Source organism: Mesorhizobium sp. L-8-10 (genome assembly GCF_016756635.1).
Lineage (GTDB): Bacteria > Pseudomonadota > Alphaproteobacteria > Rhizobiales > Rhizobiaceae.
Genome location: NZ_AP023263.1, coordinates 4911883 through 4935120, shown reverse-complemented (window position 1 = coordinate 4935120; position 23238 = coordinate 4911883). Strand labels below are relative to the sequence as shown.

At 62.9% G+C, this 23238-nt stretch carries 33 protein-coding genes; 3 read left to right on the top strand and 30 right to left on the bottom strand.

The genetic code is table 11. From position 1 onward, the window contains the following. Position 1: 1 nt before the first annotated feature. The 16 genes from JN280_RS22820 to JN280_RS22750 all read right to left on the bottom strand — a co-directional run bounded on the left by JN280_RS22820 (position 2) and on the right by JN280_RS22750 (position 11765). Positions 2–2608 (bottom strand): phage tail length tape measure family protein, encoded by a 2607-nt coding sequence (locus JN280_RS22820; protein WP_202305553.1) that lies wholly within the window; start codon positions 2606–2608, stop codon positions 2–4. Further along, positions 2608–2730, bottom strand: a complete 123-nt coding sequence (locus tag JN280_RS40025) for a hypothetical protein (RefSeq protein ID WP_274609027.1) — start codon at positions 2728–2730, stop codon at positions 2608–2610. The genes JN280_RS22820 and JN280_RS40025 overlap by 1 nt, the downstream gene beginning before the upstream one ends. After that, on the bottom strand, positions 2727–3167 hold the full coding sequence (locus JN280_RS22815; RefSeq protein ID WP_202305549.1) for a gene transfer agent family protein: 441 nt from the start codon (positions 3165–3167) through the stop codon (positions 2727–2729). The genes JN280_RS40025 and JN280_RS22815 overlap by 4 nt, the downstream gene beginning before the upstream one ends. After that, positions 3167–3613, bottom strand: coding sequence for a phage tail tube protein (locus tag JN280_RS22810; protein WP_202305539.1), 447 nt, complete (start codon positions 3611–3613; stop codon positions 3167–3169). Before JN280_RS22810 ends, JN280_RS22815 begins: the two co-directional genes overlap by 1 nt. A gap of 75 nt (positions 3614–3688) precedes the next feature. Next, on the bottom strand, positions 3689–3922 hold the full coding sequence (locus JN280_RS22805) for a hypothetical protein (protein ID WP_202305537.1): 234 nt from the start codon (positions 3920–3922) through the stop codon (positions 3689–3691). Continuing rightward, positions 3919–4341, bottom strand: coding sequence for a DUF3168 domain-containing protein (locus tag JN280_RS22800; RefSeq protein WP_202305535.1), 423 nt, complete (start codon positions 4339–4341; stop codon positions 3919–3921). The genes JN280_RS22805 and JN280_RS22800 overlap by 4 nt, the downstream gene beginning before the upstream one ends. Beyond that, positions 4338–4742 (bottom strand): HK97-gp10 family putative phage morphogenesis protein, encoded by a 405-nt coding sequence (locus tag JN280_RS22795; protein WP_202305533.1) that lies wholly within the window; start codon positions 4740–4742, stop codon positions 4338–4340. Before JN280_RS22795 ends, JN280_RS22800 begins: the two co-directional genes overlap by 4 nt. After that, positions 4742–5095: a hypothetical protein gene (locus JN280_RS22790; protein ID WP_202305531.1), complete on the bottom strand. Its 354-nt coding sequence runs from the start codon at positions 5093–5095 to the stop codon at positions 4742–4744. Before JN280_RS22790 ends, JN280_RS22795 begins: the two co-directional genes overlap by 1 nt. Positions 5096–5110: 15 nt before the next feature. Beyond that, positions 5111–5449 (bottom strand): phage head closure protein, encoded by a 339-nt coding sequence (locus JN280_RS22785; protein WP_202305529.1) that lies wholly within the window; start codon positions 5447–5449, stop codon positions 5111–5113. Beyond that, positions 5446–6030, bottom strand: a complete 585-nt coding sequence (locus tag JN280_RS22780; RefSeq protein ID WP_202305520.1) for a head-tail connector protein — start codon at positions 6028–6030, stop codon at positions 5446–5448. The genes JN280_RS22785 and JN280_RS22780 overlap by 4 nt, the downstream gene beginning before the upstream one ends. Positions 6031–6032: 2 nt before the next feature. Further along, complete coding sequence (locus JN280_RS22775; RefSeq protein ID WP_202305519.1) at positions 6033–6215, bottom strand: hypothetical protein; 183 nt, start codon at positions 6213–6215, stop codon at positions 6033–6035. Between the two features lie 61 nt (positions 6216–6276). After that, positions 6277–7548, bottom strand: a complete 1272-nt coding sequence (locus tag JN280_RS22770) for a phage major capsid protein (protein WP_202305518.1) — start codon at positions 7546–7548, stop codon at positions 6277–6279. A 97-nt stretch (positions 7549–7645) separates the two neighbouring features. Next, the gene (locus tag JN280_RS22765; RefSeq protein ID WP_202305517.1) at positions 7646–8164 is read right to left on the bottom strand and encodes an HNH endonuclease; all 519 of its coding nucleotides are present in this window, start codon (positions 8162–8164) and stop codon (positions 7646–7648) included. Then, on the bottom strand, positions 8148–8744 hold the full coding sequence (locus tag JN280_RS22760) for an HK97 family phage prohead protease (protein ID WP_202305516.1): 597 nt from the start codon (positions 8742–8744) through the stop codon (positions 8148–8150). Before JN280_RS22760 ends, JN280_RS22765 begins: the two co-directional genes overlap by 17 nt. Next, positions 8734–10056: a phage portal protein gene (locus JN280_RS22755; RefSeq protein WP_202305515.1), complete on the bottom strand. Its 1323-nt coding sequence runs from the start codon at positions 10054–10056 to the stop codon at positions 8734–8736. The genes JN280_RS22760 and JN280_RS22755 overlap by 11 nt, the downstream gene beginning before the upstream one ends. After that, positions 10056–11765, bottom strand: a complete 1710-nt coding sequence (locus JN280_RS22750; protein WP_274609099.1) for a terminase large subunit — start codon at positions 11763–11765, stop codon at positions 10056–10058. The genes JN280_RS22755 and JN280_RS22750 overlap by 1 nt, the downstream gene beginning before the upstream one ends. Here JN280_RS22750 and JN280_RS39535 point away from each other — a divergent pair. Beyond that, a complete protein-coding gene (locus tag JN280_RS39535) occupies positions 11664–11876 on the top strand; it encodes a hypothetical protein (protein WP_244741914.1) in 213 nt (70 codons plus the stop codon). The two genes, JN280_RS22750 and JN280_RS39535, sit on opposite strands and share 102 nt — an antisense overlap. On the opposite strand, the gene JN280_RS22745 is transcribed toward JN280_RS39535, so the two are convergent. From JN280_RS22745 to JN280_RS22730, 4 genes are all read right to left on the bottom strand, one after another. Continuing rightward, complete coding sequence (locus tag JN280_RS22745) at positions 11857–12330, bottom strand: P27 family phage terminase small subunit (RefSeq protein WP_202305513.1); 474 nt, start codon at positions 12328–12330, stop codon at positions 11857–11859. The two genes, JN280_RS39535 and JN280_RS22745, sit on opposite strands and share 20 nt — an antisense overlap. 40 nt (positions 12331–12370) lie before the next feature. Further along, entirely contained in the window at positions 12371–12721 is a 351-nt protein-coding gene (locus JN280_RS22740; RefSeq protein ID WP_202305511.1) for an SLOG family protein, read from the bottom strand. Next, entirely contained in the window at positions 12718–13332 is a 615-nt protein-coding gene (locus JN280_RS22735) for a phosphoribosyltransferase (protein ID WP_202305509.1), read from the bottom strand. The genes JN280_RS22740 and JN280_RS22735 overlap by 4 nt, the downstream gene beginning before the upstream one ends. A 162-nt stretch (positions 13333–13494) precedes the next feature. Next, positions 13495–13860, bottom strand: a complete 366-nt coding sequence (locus JN280_RS22730) for a hypothetical protein (protein ID WP_202305508.1) — start codon at positions 13858–13860, stop codon at positions 13495–13497. Positions 13861–13965: 105 nt separating this feature from the next. Between JN280_RS22730 and JN280_RS40020 the strand changes: the two genes are divergently transcribed. Beyond that, positions 13966–14097 (top strand): hypothetical protein, encoded by a 132-nt coding sequence (locus tag JN280_RS40020; RefSeq protein ID WP_274609026.1) that lies wholly within the window; start codon positions 13966–13968, stop codon positions 14095–14097. A gap of 383 nt (positions 14098–14480) precedes the next feature. Here the strand turns inward: JN280_RS40020 and JN280_RS22725 are convergent, their stop codons facing one another. Further along, entirely contained in the window at positions 14481–14729 is a 249-nt protein-coding gene (locus JN280_RS22725) for a DUF982 domain-containing protein (RefSeq protein ID WP_202305507.1), read from the bottom strand. Between the two features lie 155 nt (positions 14730–14884). Between JN280_RS22725 and JN280_RS22720 the strand changes: the two genes are divergently transcribed. Beyond that, positions 14885–15232 (top strand): hypothetical protein, encoded by a 348-nt coding sequence (locus JN280_RS22720; protein WP_202305506.1) that lies wholly within the window; start codon positions 14885–14887, stop codon positions 15230–15232. Between the two features lie 173 nt (positions 15233–15405). Here the strand turns inward: JN280_RS22720 and JN280_RS22715 are convergent, their stop codons facing one another. The 9 genes from JN280_RS22715 to JN280_RS22675 form a co-directional block, all read right to left on the bottom strand. Then, positions 15406–16086, bottom strand: coding sequence for a hypothetical protein (locus JN280_RS22715; RefSeq protein WP_202305505.1), 681 nt, complete (start codon positions 16084–16086; stop codon positions 15406–15408). A 476-nt stretch (positions 16087–16562) separates the two neighbouring features. Next, complete coding sequence (locus tag JN280_RS22710) at positions 16563–17501, bottom strand: hypothetical protein (protein ID WP_202305504.1); 939 nt, start codon at positions 17499–17501, stop codon at positions 16563–16565. Further along, positions 17498–19066 (bottom strand): DEAD/DEAH box helicase, encoded by a 1569-nt coding sequence (locus JN280_RS22705; protein ID WP_202305503.1) that lies wholly within the window; start codon positions 19064–19066, stop codon positions 17498–17500. Before JN280_RS22705 ends, JN280_RS22710 begins: the two co-directional genes overlap by 4 nt. Then, the gene (locus JN280_RS22700) at positions 19063–19413 is read right to left on the bottom strand and encodes a hypothetical protein (protein WP_202305502.1); all 351 of its coding nucleotides are present in this window, start codon (positions 19411–19413) and stop codon (positions 19063–19065) included. The genes JN280_RS22705 and JN280_RS22700 overlap by 4 nt, the downstream gene beginning before the upstream one ends. Beyond that, positions 19406–20587: a ParB N-terminal domain-containing protein gene (locus tag JN280_RS22695; protein ID WP_202305500.1), complete on the bottom strand. Its 1182-nt coding sequence runs from the start codon at positions 20585–20587 to the stop codon at positions 19406–19408. Before JN280_RS22695 ends, JN280_RS22700 begins: the two co-directional genes overlap by 8 nt. After that, positions 20584–20862 (bottom strand): hypothetical protein, encoded by a 279-nt coding sequence (locus JN280_RS22690; RefSeq protein WP_202305497.1) that lies wholly within the window; start codon positions 20860–20862, stop codon positions 20584–20586. Before JN280_RS22690 ends, JN280_RS22695 begins: the two co-directional genes overlap by 4 nt. A gap of 1 nt (position 20863) precedes the next feature. Beyond that, a complete protein-coding gene (locus tag JN280_RS22685; RefSeq protein ID WP_202305495.1) occupies positions 20864–21067 on the bottom strand; it encodes a helix-turn-helix transcriptional regulator in 204 nt (67 codons plus the stop codon). 121 nt (positions 21068–21188) lie between these two features. After that, positions 21189–21956, bottom strand: a complete 768-nt coding sequence (locus JN280_RS22680; protein ID WP_202305493.1) for a hypothetical protein — start codon at positions 21954–21956, stop codon at positions 21189–21191. Between the two features lie 4 nt (positions 21957–21960). Further along, entirely contained in the window at positions 21961–23127 is a 1167-nt protein-coding gene (locus JN280_RS22675) for a tyrosine-type recombinase/integrase (protein WP_202305491.1), read from the bottom strand. Between the last annotated feature and the right edge of the window lie 111 nt (positions 23128–23238).

The window sequence follows — 23238 nt, the reverse complement described above, 5'->3', positions numbered from 1 at the left end:
CTTATGCGAAACGCGTCTGGGTCTGGGCGAGCATGCCAGGAAACTGCTTCTGCACGGCCTTGGTCGACTGCTGCACGGAGACCTGCACGATCGTGCCGCTAGCCGTCTCGATCCGCTGGTCGGCGATCTCGGCCATGCGTCCGGAATCGTCGCGCAGATTGATCCTGATCGTCTCCGTGCCGCCCGCCCTGCTGCCTCGCGGCAGAACCACCTCGCCGCGCTGCAGGATCGCCGGCACCTCACCGGGCTGGAGGCCGGCGACGCCACCCGAATGATACCGGCGGGCGCCGGAGAACACCGACGGGGAGACAGCCCGACCGTGGCCGTAACCATCCCGTCCCGCCACACCGCCCCTGTGCAGGATGCCGGGAATGATGAACCCGCCAAGAAGGCCACCGCCGCCACCCTTTCCGAAGCCGCTGAAGAGACCGTCGAGCGCCATGTTGAGCAGCCGATCGCCGACACGCGCCAGAGCGTCCGAAAGCGCCTCGGCCGCATCCTTGCCGTTCACCAGGTCGCTGATTAGCCCGCCGATCGCCTCATGCCCGATGTCCCGGATCTCTGCGGCTTGGTCCGCAAGGCGCTGCTGCCGATCCTGCAACTGCTCGGCGCCGGCGCTGGCCTTGGCCATGTTGGTCGCGAGCGACTCGATCTTTGCCGCCAGTTCCGGCGTTACGGCGACGCCGGCCTCCTGCGCCTTGTTCAGCAGGTCCTGCTGTATCCGCGCCTTCTCGACCGCATAGCCGTAATCGTTCACCAGCGGGTTGACGCGCGCCTGCGCCTCATACTCGGCGTTCAGCAGATCGATGCGACGCTGCACGTCCTCGAGGGAGCCCTTGAAGGTGTCGGCCGGCGTCCGCGACTTGCGTCCGCCGAGCCCGGCTTCCGACATCGAGATGCCGGTACCGGAAAGGAAGGACTGTGCCTCTTCGCGCCGTCGATTGGCGTTGATGCCGTTGTTGTCGGCGCCGAGCGCGTTGATGGCCTTGGCGACCGCTTCCGGGCCGCCGCCTTGCTGTATCGCCTCGACGATCCGCTTCGGCAGGCTGCCATAATTGTAGGCGATCGAGGTCAGCGCCGCCTGCTGGCCCTCGCTGAGGCTGCGCCAGGTGTCGATCCCGATCGCGTCCTGAATGCCGCTCTGGAATTCGAGGATCCTGCGGGAAAGATCGCGCTCCGCATCGTCGAGCGTGACGACGGTGTCCTTCGTCACCTTCTCGATCAGGCCGCTCGCGCGCGTGACCGTGTCGGACCCGAAGCCGGCGCGAAAGGCGTTCACGTCCCATTTCGCGTTCGCGATGAACCCTTCGAAGCTCTTGATCATTGCGGACGCGGCGCTCTCCCCGGCCGCCCGCAGATTGGCTTCATTCGCCCGGAAGGTGTTGAACTGATCCGGGTTGAGGAACTGCCCGCCACCGGACACCAGCGGCGAAAGCGTGCCGAGCGGCGACCGCTCGATCATCTTCTGCATTTTCCGGTAGTTTTCGACCAGGTCGCGTACCTTGTCGCCCGCATCCCCGAGCGCCGGGATGAGCGTGCTGGTCAATTCGGTAGCGACCTGCCCGACGGCGTTGGCCCCCTGCGGCCCGAGGCCGACCATCTGAGCGACGAGGGCGGCGGCCATTGCCTTCGCTTCGCTGGCCGACAACGTGATCCGGTCTACCTCCTCGCGGATCGCCGCGCCGCGCGGCTCCACCTTGGCCATCTCTTCGGCGAGCGTCCCGAACTGGTCGCCGAGGTCCTTGGCCGCCGGCAGGCCAGTGTCGCGGAAGAGATCGAAAAGCCTCTTCTGGAACTCGCGCACATCGGCGACGGTCGCCTTGTTCTGATCGATCTTCTCGTTGAGTTCGTCGAACTTGGACCGCAGCCCATCGATTGCCTGGGCATCCTGTCCGAAGCCCTGCATCTGCAACTGCAGATCGGCAATGCCGGGAAGCGCGAAGGCGCGAGCCTGTTCACGAGGCTTCTCATAGATCCTGCTGAGTGCTGCCTCACCGGCGGCCAGACGGTCCGCCGCATCCGCCGCATTCTTCAGCTCGTCGGCATAGGCTTTGAGCGCCGGCATGGTGTCGCCCCACTTGTCGGCGACGCGCTGGATCAGCTCGACCTGCTTCTCCAGTTCCTCATTCGAGACCTTGCCGCTCGATACGAGCTCGGCGAAGTACTGGACGGCGAAGCCCGTCGCGCCAATGAGCCCGACAGACAGAAGGCCGACAGGATTGAGCAGCCCAGTGATCGCCCCGCCGAGGGCGGTGATGGCGCCCTTGATGCCGCCGGAACCCTGCATGATCTGAGCAACCTGGCCACCCTGCTGGATCATCACCGTGAAGGGCGAGGTTCCCGATGCGAGCTGCATGGCGATGTCGTTCAACTGGAACGACAGGTTTTGCGCCGCCGCACGGGCCTGACCAAGCGACTGAGCCGCCTTCCTGCCGCCCTGATCGGAGGATCGCCCGATATTGTCGTTCGCCTTTTTGAAGGCGTCCTCGGACGACTTGGCCGATCGCGCCGACGCCCGCGCGATCGTCTCCATCTGTTTCAGGTATTTCGCCTGCGTCGCCTCGATCGAGACGAGCAAGCGGGCCTGGTCTTCCGCAGTGGATGCCATCAGAAACCTTCAATCCCGAGTTCGGCCAGCGTGTTTTCATCCATGGCAGGCGGCGCTGCATCTTCGGTCTGATGCGCCTTGCGGTAGCCTTCCATGCAGCAGTGGAATTCCCACAGCGTCATGTCGTCGACGTCTCGGGGAGCGAAGCCGAGGACGGCGCCAGCTCCGTAGTAGGTTGACCATCGGGTTCGGCCGTTGGCGAGCGGGGCGAGGTCGTTTCCGCCTGCCCCGCTGGAGCTTCCCCCGGCTGGTCATCCCCTTCCCATATGACGAAGCGTCTCATCACCTCGGCCGCGGTGACGGCGAGTTCATAGAGGTTGGCCGATTCCGTCGCGGCATCGACCTTCTTCCTGGCATCCGCCTCCGACAGCCCGCCGCCGATCAGGCCAAGCCGGATCGGATTGATGACGTCGTCGACTTTCCATGCACCGCCGAGCAGCCGCATCAACACCACGGAAACACCCGCGTCCGACCGCTGCTCGATCGCCCGCAACTCGCCAATGCCCAAGCGGAAGGTATCCTCCCCCGCCGCCCAGACGATCATCTCGCCATGGCGCATCAGGCAGCCTTCGGCGTGCGCGTCGGCAGGCCGTCGAACTCGATCGCGATCTCAGCCGTGACCTTCGTGCCGCGTTCCGCCTGGTTGCTGATCGACGCCAGATAGGCCGGCCCCGTCTCGTATTCGGTATCGCCGACCAGCGCGTTGACGTGGCGGATGCGTACGTTCTTCGTCGCGCCCGAATACCACCAGTCGAGCATGGTTTCATGGCTCTGAGCCGCCCACACGCCGGACCCGGAGATGGTCACCTCCGACGACTGCACGGCCCTCTCGACGGCGGCCGGAAGGCTCTCGTCGTCGCAGTCCGGCACTTCCGATGTCTGCATGTTGTGCTGCCGGTTGACGCCGCGCGAGGTCAGCCCGCACAGCTTGGCATAGGTGCCGGGCGTGTCGGTCTCGACCTCCAGCACCATCTGATGGAAATTGGCAGTCGCCGCCTTCGCCATTGCATTTCTCCATACGTTGATAGGCCGGTGACGACCAGCCGACGAATTGGGCTCGCGCCCGGTTGCAGATGAGGGCTACAGCGCCCGGCTACGGCCCTTCCGGGCACGTTTCATGATCCCCGCATCGGCCGGGGCGTCTTTCTGGGTCGGCGGAGGTACCTCGGTCGCCCACCCCTTGCCGACGCAATGGTCGACCAGATCGCGGGGCCGCTGCTGCGGCTCCGACGACGGCTGCACGTTGAACGAAAACCGGCTGTTCGGCCGCGACCAGTTGCATTCGCGGTGGAAGATCGCCCAGGCCATCGTCATGCCGGCTCCTCGATCATCGCCACGATGCGCACGATGCCGTGCGACGTCAGCCCATCTGGATCACCGATCACCTGCGTGAAATCGACCCGCATCTCGACGAGAGCATAAACGCCAAGGTCCGCTTCATGACTGTGGAGGGCCAGGCGAACGGCATCTGTGACCTGCTTCGCCTCGACACGCCCAACGGCCCGGCTCCAGACGTCGACCTGCAGCGTATGCTCGCCTGCGTCGATGCATTCGGCATCATCCGAGACGAAATCGTAGGGGCCAAAGCTGACATAAGGAAACGTCGCCGTGACGTTGCCCTGGCTGTCGGCCGGCACGCGATCATAGACGCGGCCTGCGATCAGTCCGGACACTGCGGGATCCGCTCGGAGCGCGTCGAACACCGCCTTCTGCAGGGCAACCGCGACACTCATTCAGCACTCTCCGACCGGATCGCCTTCTTCATCGTCCGCGTGATCCTCGATTTGATCCGCTTTCGCATCGCCCGATAGCTGGGGAAGAAGAACGGTTGCGCCGCCATCTTCACCGTGCCGAACTCGATCCAGCGCGCCTTGAAGTCGGTCGCGTAGACGGTGATCTTTAGCCCCCGGCTCTCAGCCTTGCTCTCGGCCAGGACAACCGCACCTTTCGGAGCTTCGCCCCAGGTCCAGGCAATGCTGTCGCGCAGGTCGCCCTGGTCGACGGGCACCAGGCGCTTCATCATGGCGACGAGTTCGTCGGCGCCCTTCTCCATGGCCGCCCGTGTCGCCGCCTCGACTTTGGCCGGGATGGTGACGGTCAGCTTCCGCTGGAGCTGGGCGAGGCCCTTGACCATCAGTGCGTCCGGATCACCGCGACCGATAGCGAGGTGACCGCGTCGTAGGTGAGCGCCACCTTGTTGAGGTCGGCGGCGTTGCGGAACGCGACATTGACCGGCGGAATGACCGCCACCGCCCCGGCCGCAACCGCCAGCACGATGTTGGAGCGCGTGAGCTCGCCATAGGTGGCGTCGTTGATCGCGGTGTAGGCGGCCGTGACGGTGACCGTCTTCGACCCCACGTCATCGTTCTTGATGACGATCGCCGCGCGGCTGTCCCACACGAACTTGTCACCGGCGACATCGGCCGCGGCGAAGGTGACGGCGCCGCCATCCTCGTCGGAAAGGTTCTGTACGGTCAGGTCTGCCATGGTCTTGCTCCTGTTTCAGGCGGCCACGCCGCGCTCGCAAAGGAAGGAAATGAACGCCCGGTCTGTCTCGACCGTCACGTCCCGGATGTTGAACACCTCGCCGGTGCGGGCGTCCCTCACCCGCCAGTCCGTCGACACCTGCCGCGTCTGCGACGAGGCGCGCACGGCAATGATCTGCACATGCTTGCCCTGTAGGCGGCTCGCCACGACGCTTTCGCCGCCGCGCAGATGCCGATAGGCGGCACGGCACTGGAACTGCTCGACCCAGTCCGCGAGGGTGTTGCCAAGGCCATCATCGACCTCGGTCCGCCTGTCGAAAGCGACACGGTAGAAGAGATCACCGCCGTCGGTCATGCAGCGACGCGCCCCCGCGCGTGTTCGTCGAGGATCCACTGTGCGCCCATTGGGACCTCTTTCAGGTCGCCGGCAGCTACGGCCCCGCGGACGCCGTACCAGTGCGCAACGATCATACAGACAGCGGTCACAAGGTCCGGCGGCACGTTGGTCGGGTCGGTCTCGCCGATCTTGTATTCAACGGTCACCGCACCAGTCACATCGCGCGTCGACGGCCAGGACGTCCCATAGGCTGGTTCGATGCTCGCCGGTTCGACAGTCGTGACGGCCCGATAGCTTGCAGGGTCCAGCGTCTGCGTCATGCCGGCATCGTCGACATAGGTGATCGACGTCACGCTTTTGATCGGCGCACCCGGAAGCAGGATGCACCGCGGGAAACAGTCCATGGTCTTGCGCCAGGTCTGTTCCATCAGCGCGTAGCCGATGCCGAAGGGTCCGTCGACGCGGGCAATCGCCGCTTTCAGCAGATCGCCAAGCAGATCATTATCATCGTCATGATCGACGACCAGCCGCGCCTTCAGCTTCGCCAGCGTGACCAGCTCGGCCGTCGGCTTCGCGACGACGGAAACGCCGTGCCACATGGCTATTTCACGGCCTTTTCGGCTGTGCCCTGCTTGACGGCCCTGTCGGGCGGCTCGGAGCGGACGAGTTCTGCGAAACCGGCCTCGGCAAGGCGGACCGCCTCGTCGGCTGACACCTCGATCACGTCGCCTCTATTCCGCTGGACTTCAGGCCCGGACATGCTTGTCAGCATCTTGATCTTCATCGCGGCTCTCCTTCGGTTTTGAGAGCGGGCGGCCGAAACCGCCCGCCTTGCAAAGCCGAACTCAGGCCATGATCAGATGCTTGACGGCCGCCGTGTTCAGCAGCTCGCCGTCGAACCGCTTGAAGCCGACCATGCCGATCTGGAAATTCTCGGCATAGCGCTCGCGAAGCGTCAGCACGGTGAAGCCGCGCACCTTGCGCACCACGTAGCGGCTGTGATCGCCGAAGATGATCGGCTTCGTGCCGGTCGCGATGTTGGCCATCGCCTGGTTGACCGAATACGGATGCGCAAGCAGACGATCCGGCTCGCCGGTGCGGACGTCGCCCATCTGCCACAGATAGTTGCCCTGCCCATCCTTCAGCTTGCGGATCGACGCGAGCGTAGTGTCGTTGAACTGCCAACGGCACTTGGGCGAGGCGCGATATGCCGGATCGACCGAGTGCAGGAGGTCGATCAGCTCGTCGGACGCGAGCGCCGTTGCCGACACCGCGGTCTTTCCCAGCGACGACGCGGTGACAACGCCGTGCGGCTGCGACACGCCGGTGCCGGTGGTCAGCACCGAGTTCGACAGTCGCCCAAGCCGCTCGCCGAAGAGATCGTTGAGCAGGGCTTCCATGTCGAATGCGGAATCCTGCAGCAACTCCATCGGGATGCGGACCATCTTCGTCGAATAGACGTAGGCATTCAGCATCTTCTGGCCGAACACCACGTCACCGGAGCCATCGTCGGTCACCGGCGCGTTCTCGGCCTTCAACTCGCCCGTCTGCGCCGTGTCGTCGACGGTCGGCCAGGGCAGGTCGTTGCCGGTCGAGGTGGGCAGTTCGCGAACGATGTTGGCATCCCACATCGGACCCCAGGCCTTCATGGCCTTGTCGATCCCACCCGAGAAGCCTTCCGGAACGGTGTAGCCGCCTGCCGCATCGGTGACCGAAGACTGCGCGCGAACCTCCGCCGGCACATCGGCGCGCCCCTGCATGAGGACGGATCGTTCCTCGGCAGTCAGCGAGGCCGCACCGAAGCGGATGGCCTTGCCGAAGACTTCCTTGTATTCGAGCGGCTTGTCGCCATCGTCCTGGCCGCGCTGTTCGCCGTCGTCACCCCTGGGCCGGCGAGGATCGGCGGCATTGGCACGTTCCTCGGCATCCTCCAGTTTCTTCAGCCGCTCGATGCGCTCGCCGAGCTTGTCGTAGTCGGCCATCATGGCGTCGAACTCGCGCTCGATCTCGGCAGCGCGTTCGGCCGGGGTGTCGGCCGTGATTTCGTCGAACTTGGCGCGGGCATTGGTCGCGATACGAGCCTGCTGCTCGCGCAGCTCCTTGAGCTGTACGGTCATCGTTTCAGTCCTTCTGACTGGTTGACGTTGATAGGCAGCAGCAGGCCGCTACTTGCCGTTCTCTCGCGTTTTGAGGGCGAGGTAGGCTTGCGAGTTGCTAGGCAGTTCTCGCGAAGTCATGAAAGTGCCGCTTCGCAGCGGACACGTAAGCAGCGTGTGCATCTTGCGGCGTGTCGAAGGTTCCGAGCGTCTTGCGCTTGCCGTTGAACTCTATGCCTGCAACGAAACGCTTGCCGCGTCTGCTGACGCCTTTGTAGCCCGTCTTATTGTCGGATCGGACAGGGCTGTTGGCGGCATTCTGTGACCGCGATGCCATTCGGAGATTTGACCACCTGTTGTTCAGGCCATCGTTATCCCAGTGATCGACCAAATCTGGCGGCCATTCCCCGGTCACGTAGAGAACAGCCAGCCGGTGCGCGAGATAGTTCTTGTTGGCGATTGTGATCCGCCAATAGACAACCTTCTTGCACACCATCCTTCCGCCAGCCTTCGTCCGTGCATATCGGCCATTCCAGCGCCGATCGGCTAAAGTCAGACTTGGCCTTTCTCGCCAGAGAAAATCTCCGGTCGTCGGATCGTAGAACAGCAGTTGCCGGAGATCATCGGCCGTCAGCATCGACCACCCCTTTCAGCCGGAGCGCCATCTTCATGCGCAACCGCGATGCGGCGGCATGAAAGTTCATGGTCCTGCGCAACTGCTCGCGGTGCTTTTCCAGCGAGCGCAGGCCGATTTCGGTTCCGCTATAGGCGGGATCGGTGACGATCGAGACGTCGAACAGTTCGACCTCGTAGACGTGACGGATCGGGATTTCACCGGTCTCAATCCATTCCTGCCGGGTGGCCCGGAAGGCGAAGGACATCTTGTCCAGGTCGCCGCGGCGCATCTTCGGCACGATCCGCGCGACATCGGGGTCGGCGCCGTCAAGGCCGCTGTCGACTTTCAGCCCGTGACTGTCCTCGGCGAGGATCAACGTCCCCGAGCGGGTGCGGGCCAGCGGCAAGCCCCTGTGGTTGATCAGGAACGATACGTCGTCGCGGCCGATCGCTCCCCGGAAGGCGCCGGGGTGAATGATCTCCTTGAACAGACCGGCGATGTCGGCCGCCTCGTTGAAGACGGCGGCATAGCCGGAAACCTTCACGGTGCTGTCGTCGGCCCGGATTTCCGCCGGCAGGCCACCACGGATTTCACGCTCCATCGTTTTTCCCTTCCTGCTCGTCGAGGGGTGGCCCGCCATTGTCGCCCATGCCGCGCGCCGGCTGTTGTCCCAGCTTGTCGATCGGCAGCATGGCGCCCTGCATGTGCAGTTTTGCCGCCGCGCCGCCCATGGCCGGGCGGTTTTCCATCTCGCGCGCCTCGTCGGGCGTGAGCTGGCCGGTCTGGATCGCCCGGGCGTTGCCCTCCATGCGGGTCTTGAAGTCGCCGCGCAGCAGGCCGTCGAGATTGAGCTCGACATACTGGCGATTGTTGAACCGCCCGAAGAGCTTCAGGTTGACCTCCTGCTCGAACTGCTTGGCCAGGCGGGTCAGCGTGTGCTTCGTCAGGTGCAGATCCTGCTGCTCGGTGTTCGAGAACGTGCCGTGGGTCAGATCCTGCAGGAAGATCGGCGGCAGCGAGTAGATGCGCGCAACCTGCTCGATGATGAAGCGCTGAAGCTCGACGAGTTGCGACTTTTCGGGGTCGACGCCGATCGACTTGATCTCGTGCCCGCTCGGAAGCGAGAGCGCGAGCTTCCGCTTCTCGGCAGCCTCCTTGACGGCAAGTTCCATATCGGTCGCGGACCGGTCCAGCGCACCGGGCGACTTGAACGGACCAGTCAGGACGAAGGGCGGGACGCCGCCATTCTGGAAGAACTTCGACCCGTATTCCGTGACGGCGATAGCGAGGCCGATCGCGTCCTTGTTCGTCATGATCGGCGAGCGATGCCGCAGGCCGTCGCTGTGCAGCATGTAGGCGACGTCGATCACCTCCGAAGCCTGATAGGTGTGCGTCGTCCTGCCGTCCCGATACTGGTAGAGCTTGCGACCGTTGACCCGTTTGACCGTGGCCTTGGTCGGGTCGAGTGGCCAGAGGTTGGCGACTTTCCCGGCCGCGTTCCGCTCTATGAACGTCAGGCCGCGCCCACCGGTGAACATCGCGTCGAAGAACGACTTCCGCCAGTCGAACGACGAGGTTTCGTCGTTCACCGCGTCATGCAGGATGGTGGCGAGACCGCCCGTCACCTTCTCGCGCCCGGCCTTTGTCCTGCGGTGCAGGTTGAGCGGCAGAGCGGCAAGCGTGCCCGACAGGAAGTTGACCGCCGCCCACACCGCCGGCACACCGAGCGCCTTGTCGATCGTCACCGTGACGCCGGTCGCCGACACGCCCTGGAGGCCAAGGAAATCCATGATGTTGGCCGAGGAGATCGGGACTTTCGGATCCTCGATCGATGCCCGCTTGTCGAGCACAGTGGTCACCGCGACCTCGACCGCGGCCTCTATCTCGCGCTGGTTTGGTCCGAAGATGCCCATCAAGCCGCCTGATATTTGAAGTTCGGGTCGTCCCAGGGAGAGGACGGCTGCACCGCAAGTTCATTGTCGGCCGCGCCGACGGCCATGGCGGTCGTCACGATGCCGTCGATACGCCCGCGCGACCGCTTCTTGTCGAAGGCCCTGTTTCCCTGGCCGTCCGCGTCGAGGAAGGCATTGCCGGCGCACATGTAGGTGACCGGCGAATTGTCGATGTCGATCGTGCCAGCAAGGATGCGGTCCTCGAGCTTCTCGACCGAGCGCGGCATGCACAGAGCGCGGTCCTCGAACACGATGCGCTTGCCTTGGCCGTGAGCCACCAGTTTGAGCCCCACTCCAGCCGGCTCGTCGGGCCCCTGGTACCGCCATACGGGGAAACCGATCGCCTCACATGCCGCGATGAAATCGCCCATGCCGGCCGGGTCGAAGGCCAGGAACTGCACATCGTGTTCTGCGCAGAGCTTGTTGACCTCCATGGCCACGAAGGTCTTGTCGATCACGGCGCCAGGGACCGCCGTGAAATCGATATCCGGGTTCGCAGCCCACTCGACATATTTCGCGTTGTCCGCGAGTGCCCGTTCCTTCAGCCCCGCTTGCGTCGTCCAGTACCAGGTCTTTGCGTAGACGTGCCCGGTCGCTTCATCGATCCATATTGCCGTCAACGCCGTCAGGTCGTTCTTGTCCGACAGGTCCAGCGACAGCCAGCATCGCCGCCCTTTGTGGTCGGCCGGAACCACCTTCTTTTGAACCGCTGACCATGCCTCCTCGGCGATCCAGAAGTCGACCGAGCCGATCGGAATGCCGAAATACAGGCGCTTGACCGAGAACGATGTCGACAGCAGCACTTTTGCCGTGTTGACCTCGCCGCGAATGTTCTCGACCGGGAAGGTAACGCCCAGCGCCGGGAGCGCCTTCGGCCAGCAGCCTTCATTGTCGAAGACGCTTTCGCGGTCTTCCTTGTCGACGCGGGCGATGAAGGCAAACGCCTCGTCGTCCTCGATCTCGCCCTTGACGACCTTCTGATAGAACTCCGAATAGTCCGTTCCGACGATCTGGGTCGATGCCGGCGTGTTGGTGCCCAGCAACATCAGCGCGTCGCCCGGCATCTTGGCAATGGCGCGCTTCCATGTCTCGATGGAGGCGTTTGACTTGAACTCGTGGATCTCGTCGGCCGCGACCAGCGTCGGGCGCGGGCCAGAAATCGCCTCGCCGTTGGCAAGCGACTGGAACTTGCTGCCGCTACCCGGGAACTCGATCTTCCAGGCGTTGTCTCCCTCGCCGCGAATGATGACCTCGCCTCGAGAGGCAAGGGTGTCGGTTTCGTCCTCCTCGGCGCCCGGGATGCTCGCCCGGCACATCGCGACGGCATCCTTGAACAGGACGTTCGCTGTCGCCCGGTCCTGACCGATCGAATAGACCTCGGCGCGTTTCACGCCGTAGAAGCCGCCCATGTAGAGGCCTGTGGCCGCCATCCATGGGCTTTTCGCCTGGCCCTTGCCGGTCTCGACCCACGCCGAGCGAAACCGCATCCGGCCGGTGTCCTTGCGCCAGCCGAAAAGGCTACCCGAGCAGAATACTTGCCACGGCAGCAGGTTGAACGGCCGCCCTTCATGCGCGCCAGCGGTGATCGACAATACCGCCGGCGGGAACTCGATCGCCCTGGCCGCCAGTTCCGGCCGCCAATGCAGGCCTCGTTTTACTCCATCCTTCAAATCGCGCAGGTGACGCTCGGCCGCTGCACGATGATGTTCCCCGGCGACTATCCGATCTTCGACGACATCGTGCGCGTAGGCGCTGGTCGGGTCACCCTGATGCAGGTTTGAGGTACGCGTCGGCCGCGCGGGAGACTTTCTTGCCACGCTGCACCTGTGTTGCACGACCACGCTCTACCGGCGGGATACCAAGGGCGCTCTCAGCCGACTGAAGCCGTTTGGCGGCGGCATCGGCGATTGCCTTGTAGGGGTTATGCATGGGCACGCCTGTTTTCGGCGCCGGCACGATCGGCCCGAACTTCGCGACATGGGCTTCGGCTAGGCGCCAATCGGCATAGGCCCCGGCAGCGATCTCAACCAGGGCATTGTTGTCCCGGTCGAGCGTACCCCTCGCGGACATCGACGCGACGAGCTGAGCCCAGCGCTCCGATGCCAGTTCGGCGCGCCGCTCGCCCCACTTTCCTTCTTCGAATGGCAGCGTCCAATCCGGCTCCAGCAGTGCCGGAGCGGCACCGCTGAAAACGCCATCGATGACATTGGACGCAGCCGGCTTCCGGCCTCGCATGTGACCTCGCTTTATTGCGGCAGCTGCGCCGCGCGCAGGCCTACATGATTTGAACCGGCTTGCCCGCTTTCAGGGCTTGCTTGATCGTGTATTCGGTCCCGCCCTTCCGGGCCTGATTGACGAAGGCGATCATCTGGTCGCAATCCGCCGCGACAACCCGATTCCGCGCGTAATAGGCTTCCGTGTATTCGTGGCGCCGCCTGCAGCCGGTCAGGTCCGGCAAGTGTTCCACGACTTCCAGCCCGCATTCGCGAGCGGTTTCGGCTGCCCAGATGTCGGGACCATCGCAGCCGCCCGACACGACGACGGTTCCGGACGGCAAGGCGCGAACCGCGGCGGCAACAGCCTCCCGGTCCTTCCGATCCCTGCTGCCGACGATTGCCACCCTCATTTTACGGTCCCGCTGATCCAGGCCAATGCAAGGGCAGGCACACCAGCGCGTCGGATGTCCGTCAACGCTTCTTCGATGTGCCAGCCGCTGGTTGCGACATCGTCGATCAATAACACAGGCCGATTCGGTTCCGCGAGCCTTTCCAGCGGCGGCAGCTTCGAAAACTCCTTCGGGTGCGAGACGCCTTCAACGAAGCGGTCGGCGAAGATCTTCTCGAACGGCATCCCGAGGCGTTCGGCCACCCCTTCAGCCAGACGCACGGCGAAGCTGTCCGGTCGACGCGAATGCCCGACAGCAACGGTGGACACCAGCCAGCCCGGAAGCGGTCCAAGGCACAGCCCGGCGAAGTGCGCCAACTCGTCGGCGGCACCGGCGATTACCTGCGGATCCAAGGCCCGCTTCGCTGCTCGCATCACCGCGATGTCGTGCTGGCGGGCTTTGTGGCTCCATGCCCTGACCGAGAGCCAGGCAACCCCGTTGCGCGTGTATATGGCCCGGCGAGACACCAGCGAGCCGAGCGGGCTTGCGGGTGGCGCGGCCTCGGGGTCGGGCAACTGCTCGGGCATCGCCCACCAGGCCGAGCTGGCCCCGCCAGTCCAGTTCTCGGGCAAGGGAAACTCCCCCTGTGAATTTCATGTCAGTGCGAACGGAGGGGGGGCGCGGGTCCAGGGGCCGATCGGCCTAGACTTCGACCCACCCCCTCCCGCTCGGGGTGCTGCGGCGCACCATGCGGATCGGGGTCGGTTCGCACCTGCGAAGGGGTGCCTTCGGCCTCATCGGTTCCATGGATGATCCGGCGCCAGGGGCCGCCCGTTGATGTCCGACCCGATCCTGTAGCCTCTCGCTTCCTCGCGCTGGATGATGGCGTCGTGGTCTGACTTACAGACGCTCTCGGTGTTCTCCAGGTTGAAGAAGAGGGCCGGATCTCCTCTGTGTGGGCGCTTGTGGTTGACCACTGCGGCCCGCGGATGGTGGGGCTTGCCGGTGACGAGGAGGCAACCACAGCGCCGGCAGATGAACAGATCGCGGACCAAGGCCTGCTCTCTGATGCCGCCCGGGCCGCACCAGCGAGGATCCTTGTAGAGGTGGTGATAGGCGGCGCTGCCGGCTGGTCGGTTGGCCTTGGACTTGGTCGGCATCGCTGGTTCCGGGTGACTGGTTGCGGGAGGCTCAGGCCGGAGAAGCGGAACGTTTGCCGGCCCGGGCTGTTTACCAAGGCGGCCTTCCTGGCCGAGTGGTCTGCCATGTCCAACAAGACCTTGCTGTGGATCCTGACGGCTCTGGTGTTCGGAGCTATCCTCGCGATCACCATTGCGCCGGGCCTGATAACAACGCATGACGAGACGGCAAGAACTCAACAGCCAACTACCCGCTGATATCGCAGTCGGCGAATGCCAGCCGAAGATACGAAGCGCCAACGAAAAAGCCGCTGGAGATATCATCCAACGGCTTCGGCGTCTCATCTTGAGTTGTGCGGCCTTTGCTTCTCAACTCGCCAGTACATCCGTGGTCGGACGAAAAGCGAAGGCCCGGCGCGCATCAACCTCTGACGGGGACGCGCTGCACTTCCCCTATATGCGGACTCATTACGGCTTATTCAAGACGGCGAAATTCTGGCTAACAATCGTGATGTCGCTTCCGCAACGAATGCACCTGAGCTCTGCGTGGCTCCGCAACCAGCCGATGGTCTTTTTCTCAGTGTGAGAACAGCGCGGGCAGACGACGCCAATTTCGCGACTATCGCCTGCGTGCAACCGTGTCATGGATTGATCAGTATGCCGGCCCCACGCGCTGCAAGCGCAAAGGCACGGCGGGCGTTTTCGATGGGCTTCTTGCCCGCACTTGCGTCAGAGCAGGCTTGAAGCGCGGCGCGATGGTTGTCACCTCGCTTGCCCGGCCACCTTCTCAGCAGGAACTCTGTGCAGGATCGGATGTCATCAATGACCGTTCTTCCGCCTCCCGGATCTGTGAGGACGGTTACTGGAGTCTCGAATTTTTGGCTTTGCATCCCCGCTTATAGGGCAACGGCAAAGGCGTAGCGAGCATAATATGCTACCCGGCGACCGCTATGCCGATTTGTTACACCGCGGTTAAATTGCGTGATAGGGTGTGGAACTCGCGAGCAATCATGCACGCCTGTCCTGACAAAGATCGGACACCATCATGAAATCCCCTGAATGGACTATACCGGCGCTCTACGGCGCCGGGGCTGGAGCAATTGCGCTTGCCATTGTCGGCTTCACCTGGGGCGGCTGGGTCACCAGCGGCACTGCCCAGAAGTTGGCGGAAAATGCAAGCGTCAATGCGGTTGTCGCCGTCATGACTCCCTACTGTGTAGCGCAGTCCAAGTCGGCGCCGAATTCGGTGGAAGTTCTCGCCGCGTTGAAGGCGGCAAACTCCTACGATCGCAGGGAGATCATTGAAAAGGCTGGTTGGGCCACCCCGCTTGGATCAAGCACTCCAAATAGGGAGTTGGCTATTTCCTGCAACACTGCACTCGCCGCCAACTAAACATCCCTCGATCGAGGCGCGAGCGACAATTTCGCGCCTTCTTCGTTCCTCGCCATTGGTGGACAACGAAAAACCCGCCGTGCTGGTGCCGGGCGGGTTCAGGCGCATCTCTGCGAATAGAAATCACATAGGGGGTTTCGTGACGAAAGTCAATGCACGACCCTCGCGCCGATTCACATAAAATCGAAGTGTCTCGCGCAAACTTTCAGGTGATGATGCAAGACAGTAGCCATTTCCCGCATCTCGACGCCGTTCTTGTGCGCGATCTCTGATGCGGTAAGACCGGCCACGCAGTAGTCGATGAGCTGGCTTGCCGGGACCTCGCCGAGTGTTGTCCGGAATCCCACCAGCCGGTCGATTGCGGCTACGCGGCCCTCGGCGATGCCGGTCATGTAGCCCGACCGCGTGCCGCGTAGAAAGTCCGCAGAACTCGCGACAGTCATCCCGGCGCGTTCCCATAGCCGGGCAAGGTGCGACCCGGCATGAAACAGCGCATCCTGTTTGTTGCGCCCGTACCGCCATTCGAACGTGCCGGGCCGGCTGCGGAAGTGTGACCGATCCTTTCGCTCGGTCGAGACGGTGATCTTGACGCGCGTCACCTTCGTTCCGTCCTTGCCGCCGTCCTGCTTCAACAGCTTCGCCGTGCGCTTCCGCTCGGGTTCGGTCTGGCGCTGGTGCTCGGCGCGGGATTGCTCTCGCTGCCAGGCGTCGGCGACGCGCGTGTCCTCGACCGTTGGCGCTCCTGCCCGGGCCGTAGCTCCTGCTTCTCGGCGCCGGCGCTGCTTGGTCAGGTCGGTACGTTTCCCGCCGTCGATCCGGATCGCCGGGGTTATCTGCTGTTTCTTCACGGTCATGTCTTCACTGTCTCTCTGTCTTCAGGCCGGACATGCTTGCGGGTGGGTTTGTCCAGGACACACTTCGCCCGTCGCGGGGCGAAGTGTGTCGAGATATGCCCACGAGTTGGGACGCCCTCTTAACCTCTGGTCACACGATTGCTCCCTGTCCGGGGGAGCTCGAGCCGGGGTTGCCCTGTCGGCCCTACATGCGCTTCGCTTGGCAGCGGCACCTCTCCAAGGCCAACCAGACAACCAAGGAGAGGCTGCACCTCATTTTCAGGGTGCGTCCTGTGCGGGTAGTGGGTGCCTCTGCGTTCGGGGCCGGTCTCGTATTCCGGATTGTCCCCGCCCTGTTCGCCAGGGTCACGGTGCAGACTATGTTGTCGCTGTTTCCGGCGCGACGAACGGCTCTACCAGACCGCTCCCGGATGCAACCTTGGGCGCCTCTACGCCGTCGATCGCATGGGCCTTGGCACCTATCGGCCCCAGATCTTCTACATGGCAGCCCCCTTCAGGAAATTGGCGATATGCCGCTGAACGGCGAAGATGCCCTCCGACATGTGCATGTCGTTGATGTCGGAACCGACGAGAGGCTTCAGGAAAGGACGGCTGGTCTGCCGCGCGAAATACTCGCTGGTCCCCAGACCGCCATATTGTGCGATCGGCTTGTCGTTCTCAGCGGCGATGAAGCACCGTCCGGTGATCGACCGCGCAATGACGACGACATTGTAGGCCGAGAAGCAGCAGAGGATCGTTGCCGACAGCCCGAGCCCCTTGAGAGCGGCCCGTAGCGACAGGCCTGTGGCGAAGCCCTCGCACAACCAGGTACTGCCACCACGCGAGATCCGATGCGATGCGCCCGACATCTCGCCGCCGAACAGGAACTTCTTGGTTCCGTCCTCCCAGATCAGTTGGACGCTTGAAACCATCGTGCCGATGCGCGCGGATATGACGATCGCTCGGGCCGCGCCTTCTGGCACGAGGTATTTTCCGCTGATCCCGGTGACGGAATCCGTGGCCAGGCTGATAACGGCATCGGCGCCGACGACGAGCGCCTTTTCCTCACGGAAGCCCTTGCCGACCAGATAGGGATGCGTCGAAAGTTGTGCCGCATCCACAAGGCGGGACGCGCTTGCGCTCACCCGCTTGGCGCGAGCCCTTTTCTGCGCTTTTGCTTCCTCGATCTGCTGCGCCATCTGCCGGCGCTCGACAGCGGTCGGCTTGTCCTTCAGCCAGACGGTAGCCTTCTCGCCTGTCTGCCAGTTCCAGGCAGTGACGTTGCTGTCGTTGACGACGACGCGCCCGTCACCCTTGCCGCTCTTGCCGGCCAGGGTGTCGGTCTTCAGCCACCGGCCATATCCGCGCGCCTTGGGCGGCAATATGCCGACATTGGCGCAGGCTTGAAGAATGGCGTCCTCGGCGGTCATCGTCATGCCGCCCTCTTGCGCCGGTTGTTCTCGCGCCAGCGCTTAACTTCGCGCTCGACCAGGCTCCATTGATCCGGCGTCACGTCACCGGACCTGCAATTCATGTCGTAGAGGCCGCGCGGAAGCTTGTTGTCTGGATAGATCCCTGCCCAGATCCCATAGGCCCTTTTCCTTGAGGCTTCCGGCCCGCGTCGGCCGTTGGCGAAGCAGTAGGCCAAGGCGGCGTTCCAGACACCGCGCGGGTTCTTCAGGCACTCGGCGCGCAAACCGGATCGAGGCTTGAAAGCCTCGCGCATGCTGATCTCGAAGTCGATGATCTCGCCGGGCACGGTCTTGATCTCGCCGCGCTTCGGCCGCTCCCAACCACACGACTGGCACGTTGTGGAGCCGGCCTCCATCTGCAGCCCGCATTCGCCGCAGAAGTGGTCCCTCTTGACCTTCTCCGATGGCTCGCGGACCTCGCTATCCTTCTTCTCGGCGCTGGACAGGCTGTCGACGCCGTTCTCGTAGAGCCATGCAGTGTCATCGGCGAACGCGATGCTGTTCCCGGAATGGTCCAGCCACAGGCCGAACTCTTTCCCGGGCGCGATGCGCATGACGCGCCCCATTTCCTGAATGTGCGACGAGAAGGATTTCCGGTATGGGCGGCAGGAGATGCCGCATTTCACGTCCGGAACGTCGAACCCCTTGGTGAGGACGGCGCAGGAGACCAGCCCGTGGATGGCGCTATCCGGCTTCCGGAATTCTTTGATCTTCTCGTCGCGAGCCTTGTCGGACTTATCGAGATAGCTGATTTGCTGGAAGTTGTAGCCAGCTTCGGCGAACTGCCGGCATAGCTCCTCACCATGCTTGACCGACGGGGAGAACACGATGGTCTTGACCGGGCCGCCGAAGAACTTCGCCGTCTGCTGGACCCAGGTCTGCACGACATCGCCGATGATCGTGATGCCGCGCTGCCCGGCCTCCTCCTCCTCATACTCGCCGTCGAACTTCTTCTTCGCGCCGGTCATGTCGGGCGAGACGCAGGCCTTGATCTTGAGAGGCGACAGCCAGCCCTGACCCAGCAGGTAGTTGACGGTGGCGCCGTTGACGATGCTGTGCCAGTGCTGCGCCATGCCAGCGCTGAAGGGCGTTGCCGTGAGGCCTATGACCTTTGCGCGCTTGCACTTGTCGATGAATTCGAGGATCGCCTTGCGCTGGTCGTGGGCCTCGTCAATGAAGATCAGATCGGGCTCGGTATCCGTCTCCCGCCGCTCGAACGTTTGGGCGCTCCAGATTTGGACGTTCTTTTCCGGGGCGTACCGCTCGTTGTTGAGCCCCTGGTTGACCCCGTGGTCGACGCCGTAGTCATGGAAGCGGTCGCTGGTCTGCTTCACCAGCGTCACCCGATCCACGAAGAACCACGCGACCTTGCCCTTCTCGACGCAGGACTGGATCAGTGACATCGCCGTTTCGGTCTTCCCGAAGGCGGTCGGCGCGACGAGAATGATCTTGTCGTGGCCCGCCGCGATGCGCTCGGCCAGTTTGCCGCGGACAGATGCTTGATGCGGACGAAGCTCGATCGACTTCATGCTGCAGATCTCATCGGTACGCTGTCCAGCACCTGCGATGCCTTACCGACGAACCACGTCCAGTCGGCCGGGGAGATGTCGGTGGGAGCAGATGACAGCAGCAAATGGGTCAGGTACTCAGCGGCCGGGCGAGACAGGCCGCCGTCGAATTCGATGATTGCCGCGCGCTCCTCGAACTCGCTTTCGGTCCCAAGAAAGGCGGCGATTTCCTTGCCGTGCTGGCGGATGAAATCGAGGGCGCCGGCCGGAAGCTTTTCGCGGTTCACGATCACCAGCTTGGGGCCGTCGAGCATGACGTTGGCGCCGTGAGCGCGAATGCGATCGAGGATCTTGCCGGCGTCAGCCATTCAGGATGGCACCGGTTTGAATGTCGATTTCGACATTGCGCGAAAAGCCGTGTTCGATGGCCTTCTTCTTCCACCACTCCATCGAGTTGAGGTTTCGGACCTTCTCGGCGCTCTCCTGCTCCACACGTGTCAGCAGGACGCGGATTTCTTCGTCCTTGTCGGCGACAACCTTCTCGAAGCCGCCTTGCTCGAACTGGACGCGCATATCGCCGTATTTCTTGTTCTCGGCGCGTAGCTCCTGGGCCTCGGCCTCGAGGACGCGCACGGCCTCCTCCAACTCGGCAATTCGATCTTCAGGGGACAGTCCGCCGTGGTCCTGTTGCTGTTCCTGTTGCTTCCGCGCGGCGATGGCCTGCTGCTTTGCTGCCTCAATGTCGCGGATGGCCTGGGGTAGGTTCTCCTGTGCCTGCTGGTGGAATGCGGCGTGGTCTTCTTCCGGATGCGACGCGGGGAGGAGATGCAAATTTGCATCTTGATCAAGCGCCCCCTCATTTTTCTCCGCGTCGCGAAAATTGTCGGAACTTTCCGACAAGCTCCCGCCAATGGCGGAAGTATCCATCACGGCCACGTCGCCATAACGATTCCGGTAGTATCTCGGCTGCCCTCCGGCATCCCGGATCGCGTCTGCCTTTTCGCGCACATCATCCGGCACATCCGGAGCCGTCGGCCCGCGGCTGTCACTTGTCGTTCTGCAAGTGACAGAACCTTGCAGCGACTTCACCAACTCGCGGCTGACCCGGCATAGATCGGCGATTTTGTTAACCGACCATGTCGACCATTCCGCATCGTTGAGCAGCATTTCGACCGCTCTGCGCTTGTCCGCGCGAGTACGCTGAAGGCCATGGGTTGCGTTGGCGCCGACGCTGTACAAGATCGCGTCGCGCTGCATTCCCTGCTTGACCTCGACGGCGATCTTCGCCTTCTTCGCCTTCTGGTGCGCCCGGTAGCGGTGGAAGCCATCTGCCAGCCAGTAATCGACCCCATTGTAGAAAACGGTGATCGGCGGGAACGTCACGCCGTCCGCGATGTCCTCGGCGTATGCCTCGACTACCGCATCGTCGATTCCGGCACGGGATTGTGTTCCGCCGTCGACCCGTATCCGTTTCAGATCAAGGGTCTTCGTCTTCGACGCGGCCGAGCGGCCGGTCTTGTTGAATTGCCGGGCGATGTTCAAGCTCCTGCCTCCATATTTTCGGCAGAGGCTACGCCCAGAGCAGTCGCGTTACGTTTCCGGTGCGGCATAGGGAAAGGGACAACCTTCGTCGAAGGCCGATACGTGTTCCGGGTGTAGGCTTCGAAGAACCTGCCGTAGGCCTTGCCGGCGGCGTGCGCAGCCTCAGGCGTGCGGATCTCGTCCATTCGGTCGCGGAGCTGGCGCCACTCGTTAAAGGCGGCTTCCTGCTCGGCGCTCATCTGGTCGTCGGGTGGAGTGTGTTCGAAGACCGCCATATTATGCGGCCCTCCCGCGCGCAGCGGCGATACGGTCGCGAATCCACTCCTCTACTTCGGCGCGGATGAACGCGACGCGACGGTCGCCCATCGGGACGGCCTTCGGGAACCTGCCCAGGTCGCGCCAGCGGTTGATCGCTGTGCGGGAAAGGCTCGTGAGCCGGCAGGCTTCGTTGAGGGAGATAAGGTGAGGTGTTTCGGACATTTGCCGCTCCGTATTTGAGCGGCAGGGTTGTCATGGCCGCTCTGGTTGAACGGCTTCCTGACTAAACACGATGGGCAGTCGCGTAGTCATAGAGAAATACGAATTTTCTCCGACTTCTATGCTACTTCCAGACGTCTGGTTCCTTTTCTTCCAGCGCAACCCACCGCTTGAACGCGGACATCGGGTCGCCGGGTATTTCGAAAAACTCAAATGCGTCACGCAAATAATCAGCAAATGGTGACGCGGGGTTGAGCGCGCGGCTCGGGGCCGGCGTTTCCGTCATGTTTTCCCAATAGCCCCGCAGATGGTCCACCGCGTGAACGGCTTTCCATTTGATGTTGCGGCGGTTGGGAACGTATTCGGCACCCTTGCGCGCCCACTGCTCGAGTTCGTCCAGCACCTGAGAAAGATTCCCGTAATGGTGCTCCGCATCGCCCACGGTTAGCAGGCAATCATAAATTTGCCGGGCAACGTTTGTGACATCCTCGGGATCGTCGATTTCCGGCGGAGACGGCACGGCGACCATACAGGGCTTCAAGCCCCAGATGGGCCAATCGGCGAGCGTCTCCACTGCCTTGCGAAACCGCTTTAGATCAGTCTCGAACGAGTTCTTATTTATCGTTTCCGGGGGATTGAAGATCAAGCCGTCATGCATCGCTCCATGCACTCGGATGGTCGCATGTTCGCTCTCCAGCAGCCAAGGAGCATATCGACCAAAAATTCGCTGAAACCGCTGTAGCGTCGCCAAGTCCTCCGGGTCAGCCACGTTGGCAAAACTGTATATCCGCGATTGCACCTGCTGCATCCAGCGCGCACGCGCATTTTCTTCCAAATCCTTCAGTTCCTGTAGCAGCCTTGCCTTGTGAGCTTCTTCTTCCGGGGTCAGCATCAGCTTATTTCCCCTCGCAATAGGTCGCCCAATCGACCATGAGGTCGCGCCGCTTCTTCAGTGCCGTATCGCGGCGGTAAGCCCGCTCGACAGCGGTTCCGACCTTGTGACCCAGGGACCATTCAGCGATCTCTCGCGGATAATCCGTTTCCTCGCCGGCCCAATCGCGGAACGAACTGCGGAACCCGTGAACAGTCACACCGGGACGCTTGTCTGCCATCACCAGCCGCATTGCGGCATTGCCGATCGGCCGGTCCTTTGTCGCGCCTTCAAAAAGGAATTTTCCCGCTGGTCGAGCGGCGATCACTGCCAGCGCCGCATCAGACAAAGGCACGATATGCGGCTTATCAGTCTTTGTGCGCTCGGGCGGGATGGTCCATAGCTTGGCGTTGATGTCGATCTCGTCCGGAACGGCCTCGCGCGCCTCGCCGCTGCGCACCGCCGTCAAGATGGTGAACAGCAAGCACTGCTCAGCCGCGTCGTCGCCAAGCTCTTTGATGAAGGCCGGAACCACTTTGTAAGGCATCGCCTCATGATTGGCGCCGGTCGTGCGACTGGCGGCTGACAGGACGTGCTCCAGATGGCCGTTCCATCTTGCCGGGTTGTCACCCTCGGCGCGAAGCTTCTTGACTGCAGCGAAGTCGAGCACCGCCTCGATCTTGCCGCGCACCCTCTGGCCGGTTGCCGGCGTCTTCTTCCAGATCGGCAAGAGAGCGGATTCGATAGCCTCGGTGCCCACCATGTCGACGGTGAGTTTGCCGAGTTTAGACGCATGTTCTAGCAGATGAACGCGCCATTCCTTTTCGGTCTTTGGTGTCCAGTCGTCGCGCTTGGCCTCGATCAGCCGCTTCGCCACTTCGGCAAACGTCGGCGTTGTCTTGGCCGCTTGGCGGGCGGCAAATGGATCTTGGCCGTTAGCCAGCATGTCGCGCATGTCGTCGGCCTTGCGGCGCGCCGTGGCCAGCGTCACGGGTGCCGTGCCGGCGAAGCCACCAAGACCGATCTCGCGCCGGACACCGCGTCGACGGTAGATGAAAAACCAGCTCTTGCTACCGCCCTGGTGGACCCGGAGATATAGTCCGGCGCCATCGGCGTAGACGCCCGGCCTACTCAATCCCTTAATTTTGGCGTCGGTGAGTTTGCTCCTTACCATACTTTCCACCATATCCATACTGGTGGATACTATGGTTATCAATGATGATTATGTCAACACAAACTGCTTATTTTGCAAGGCTTTTCAGCGCAATAGCCTTGAATGCCAAAGAGAACTTTCCGCCCATCG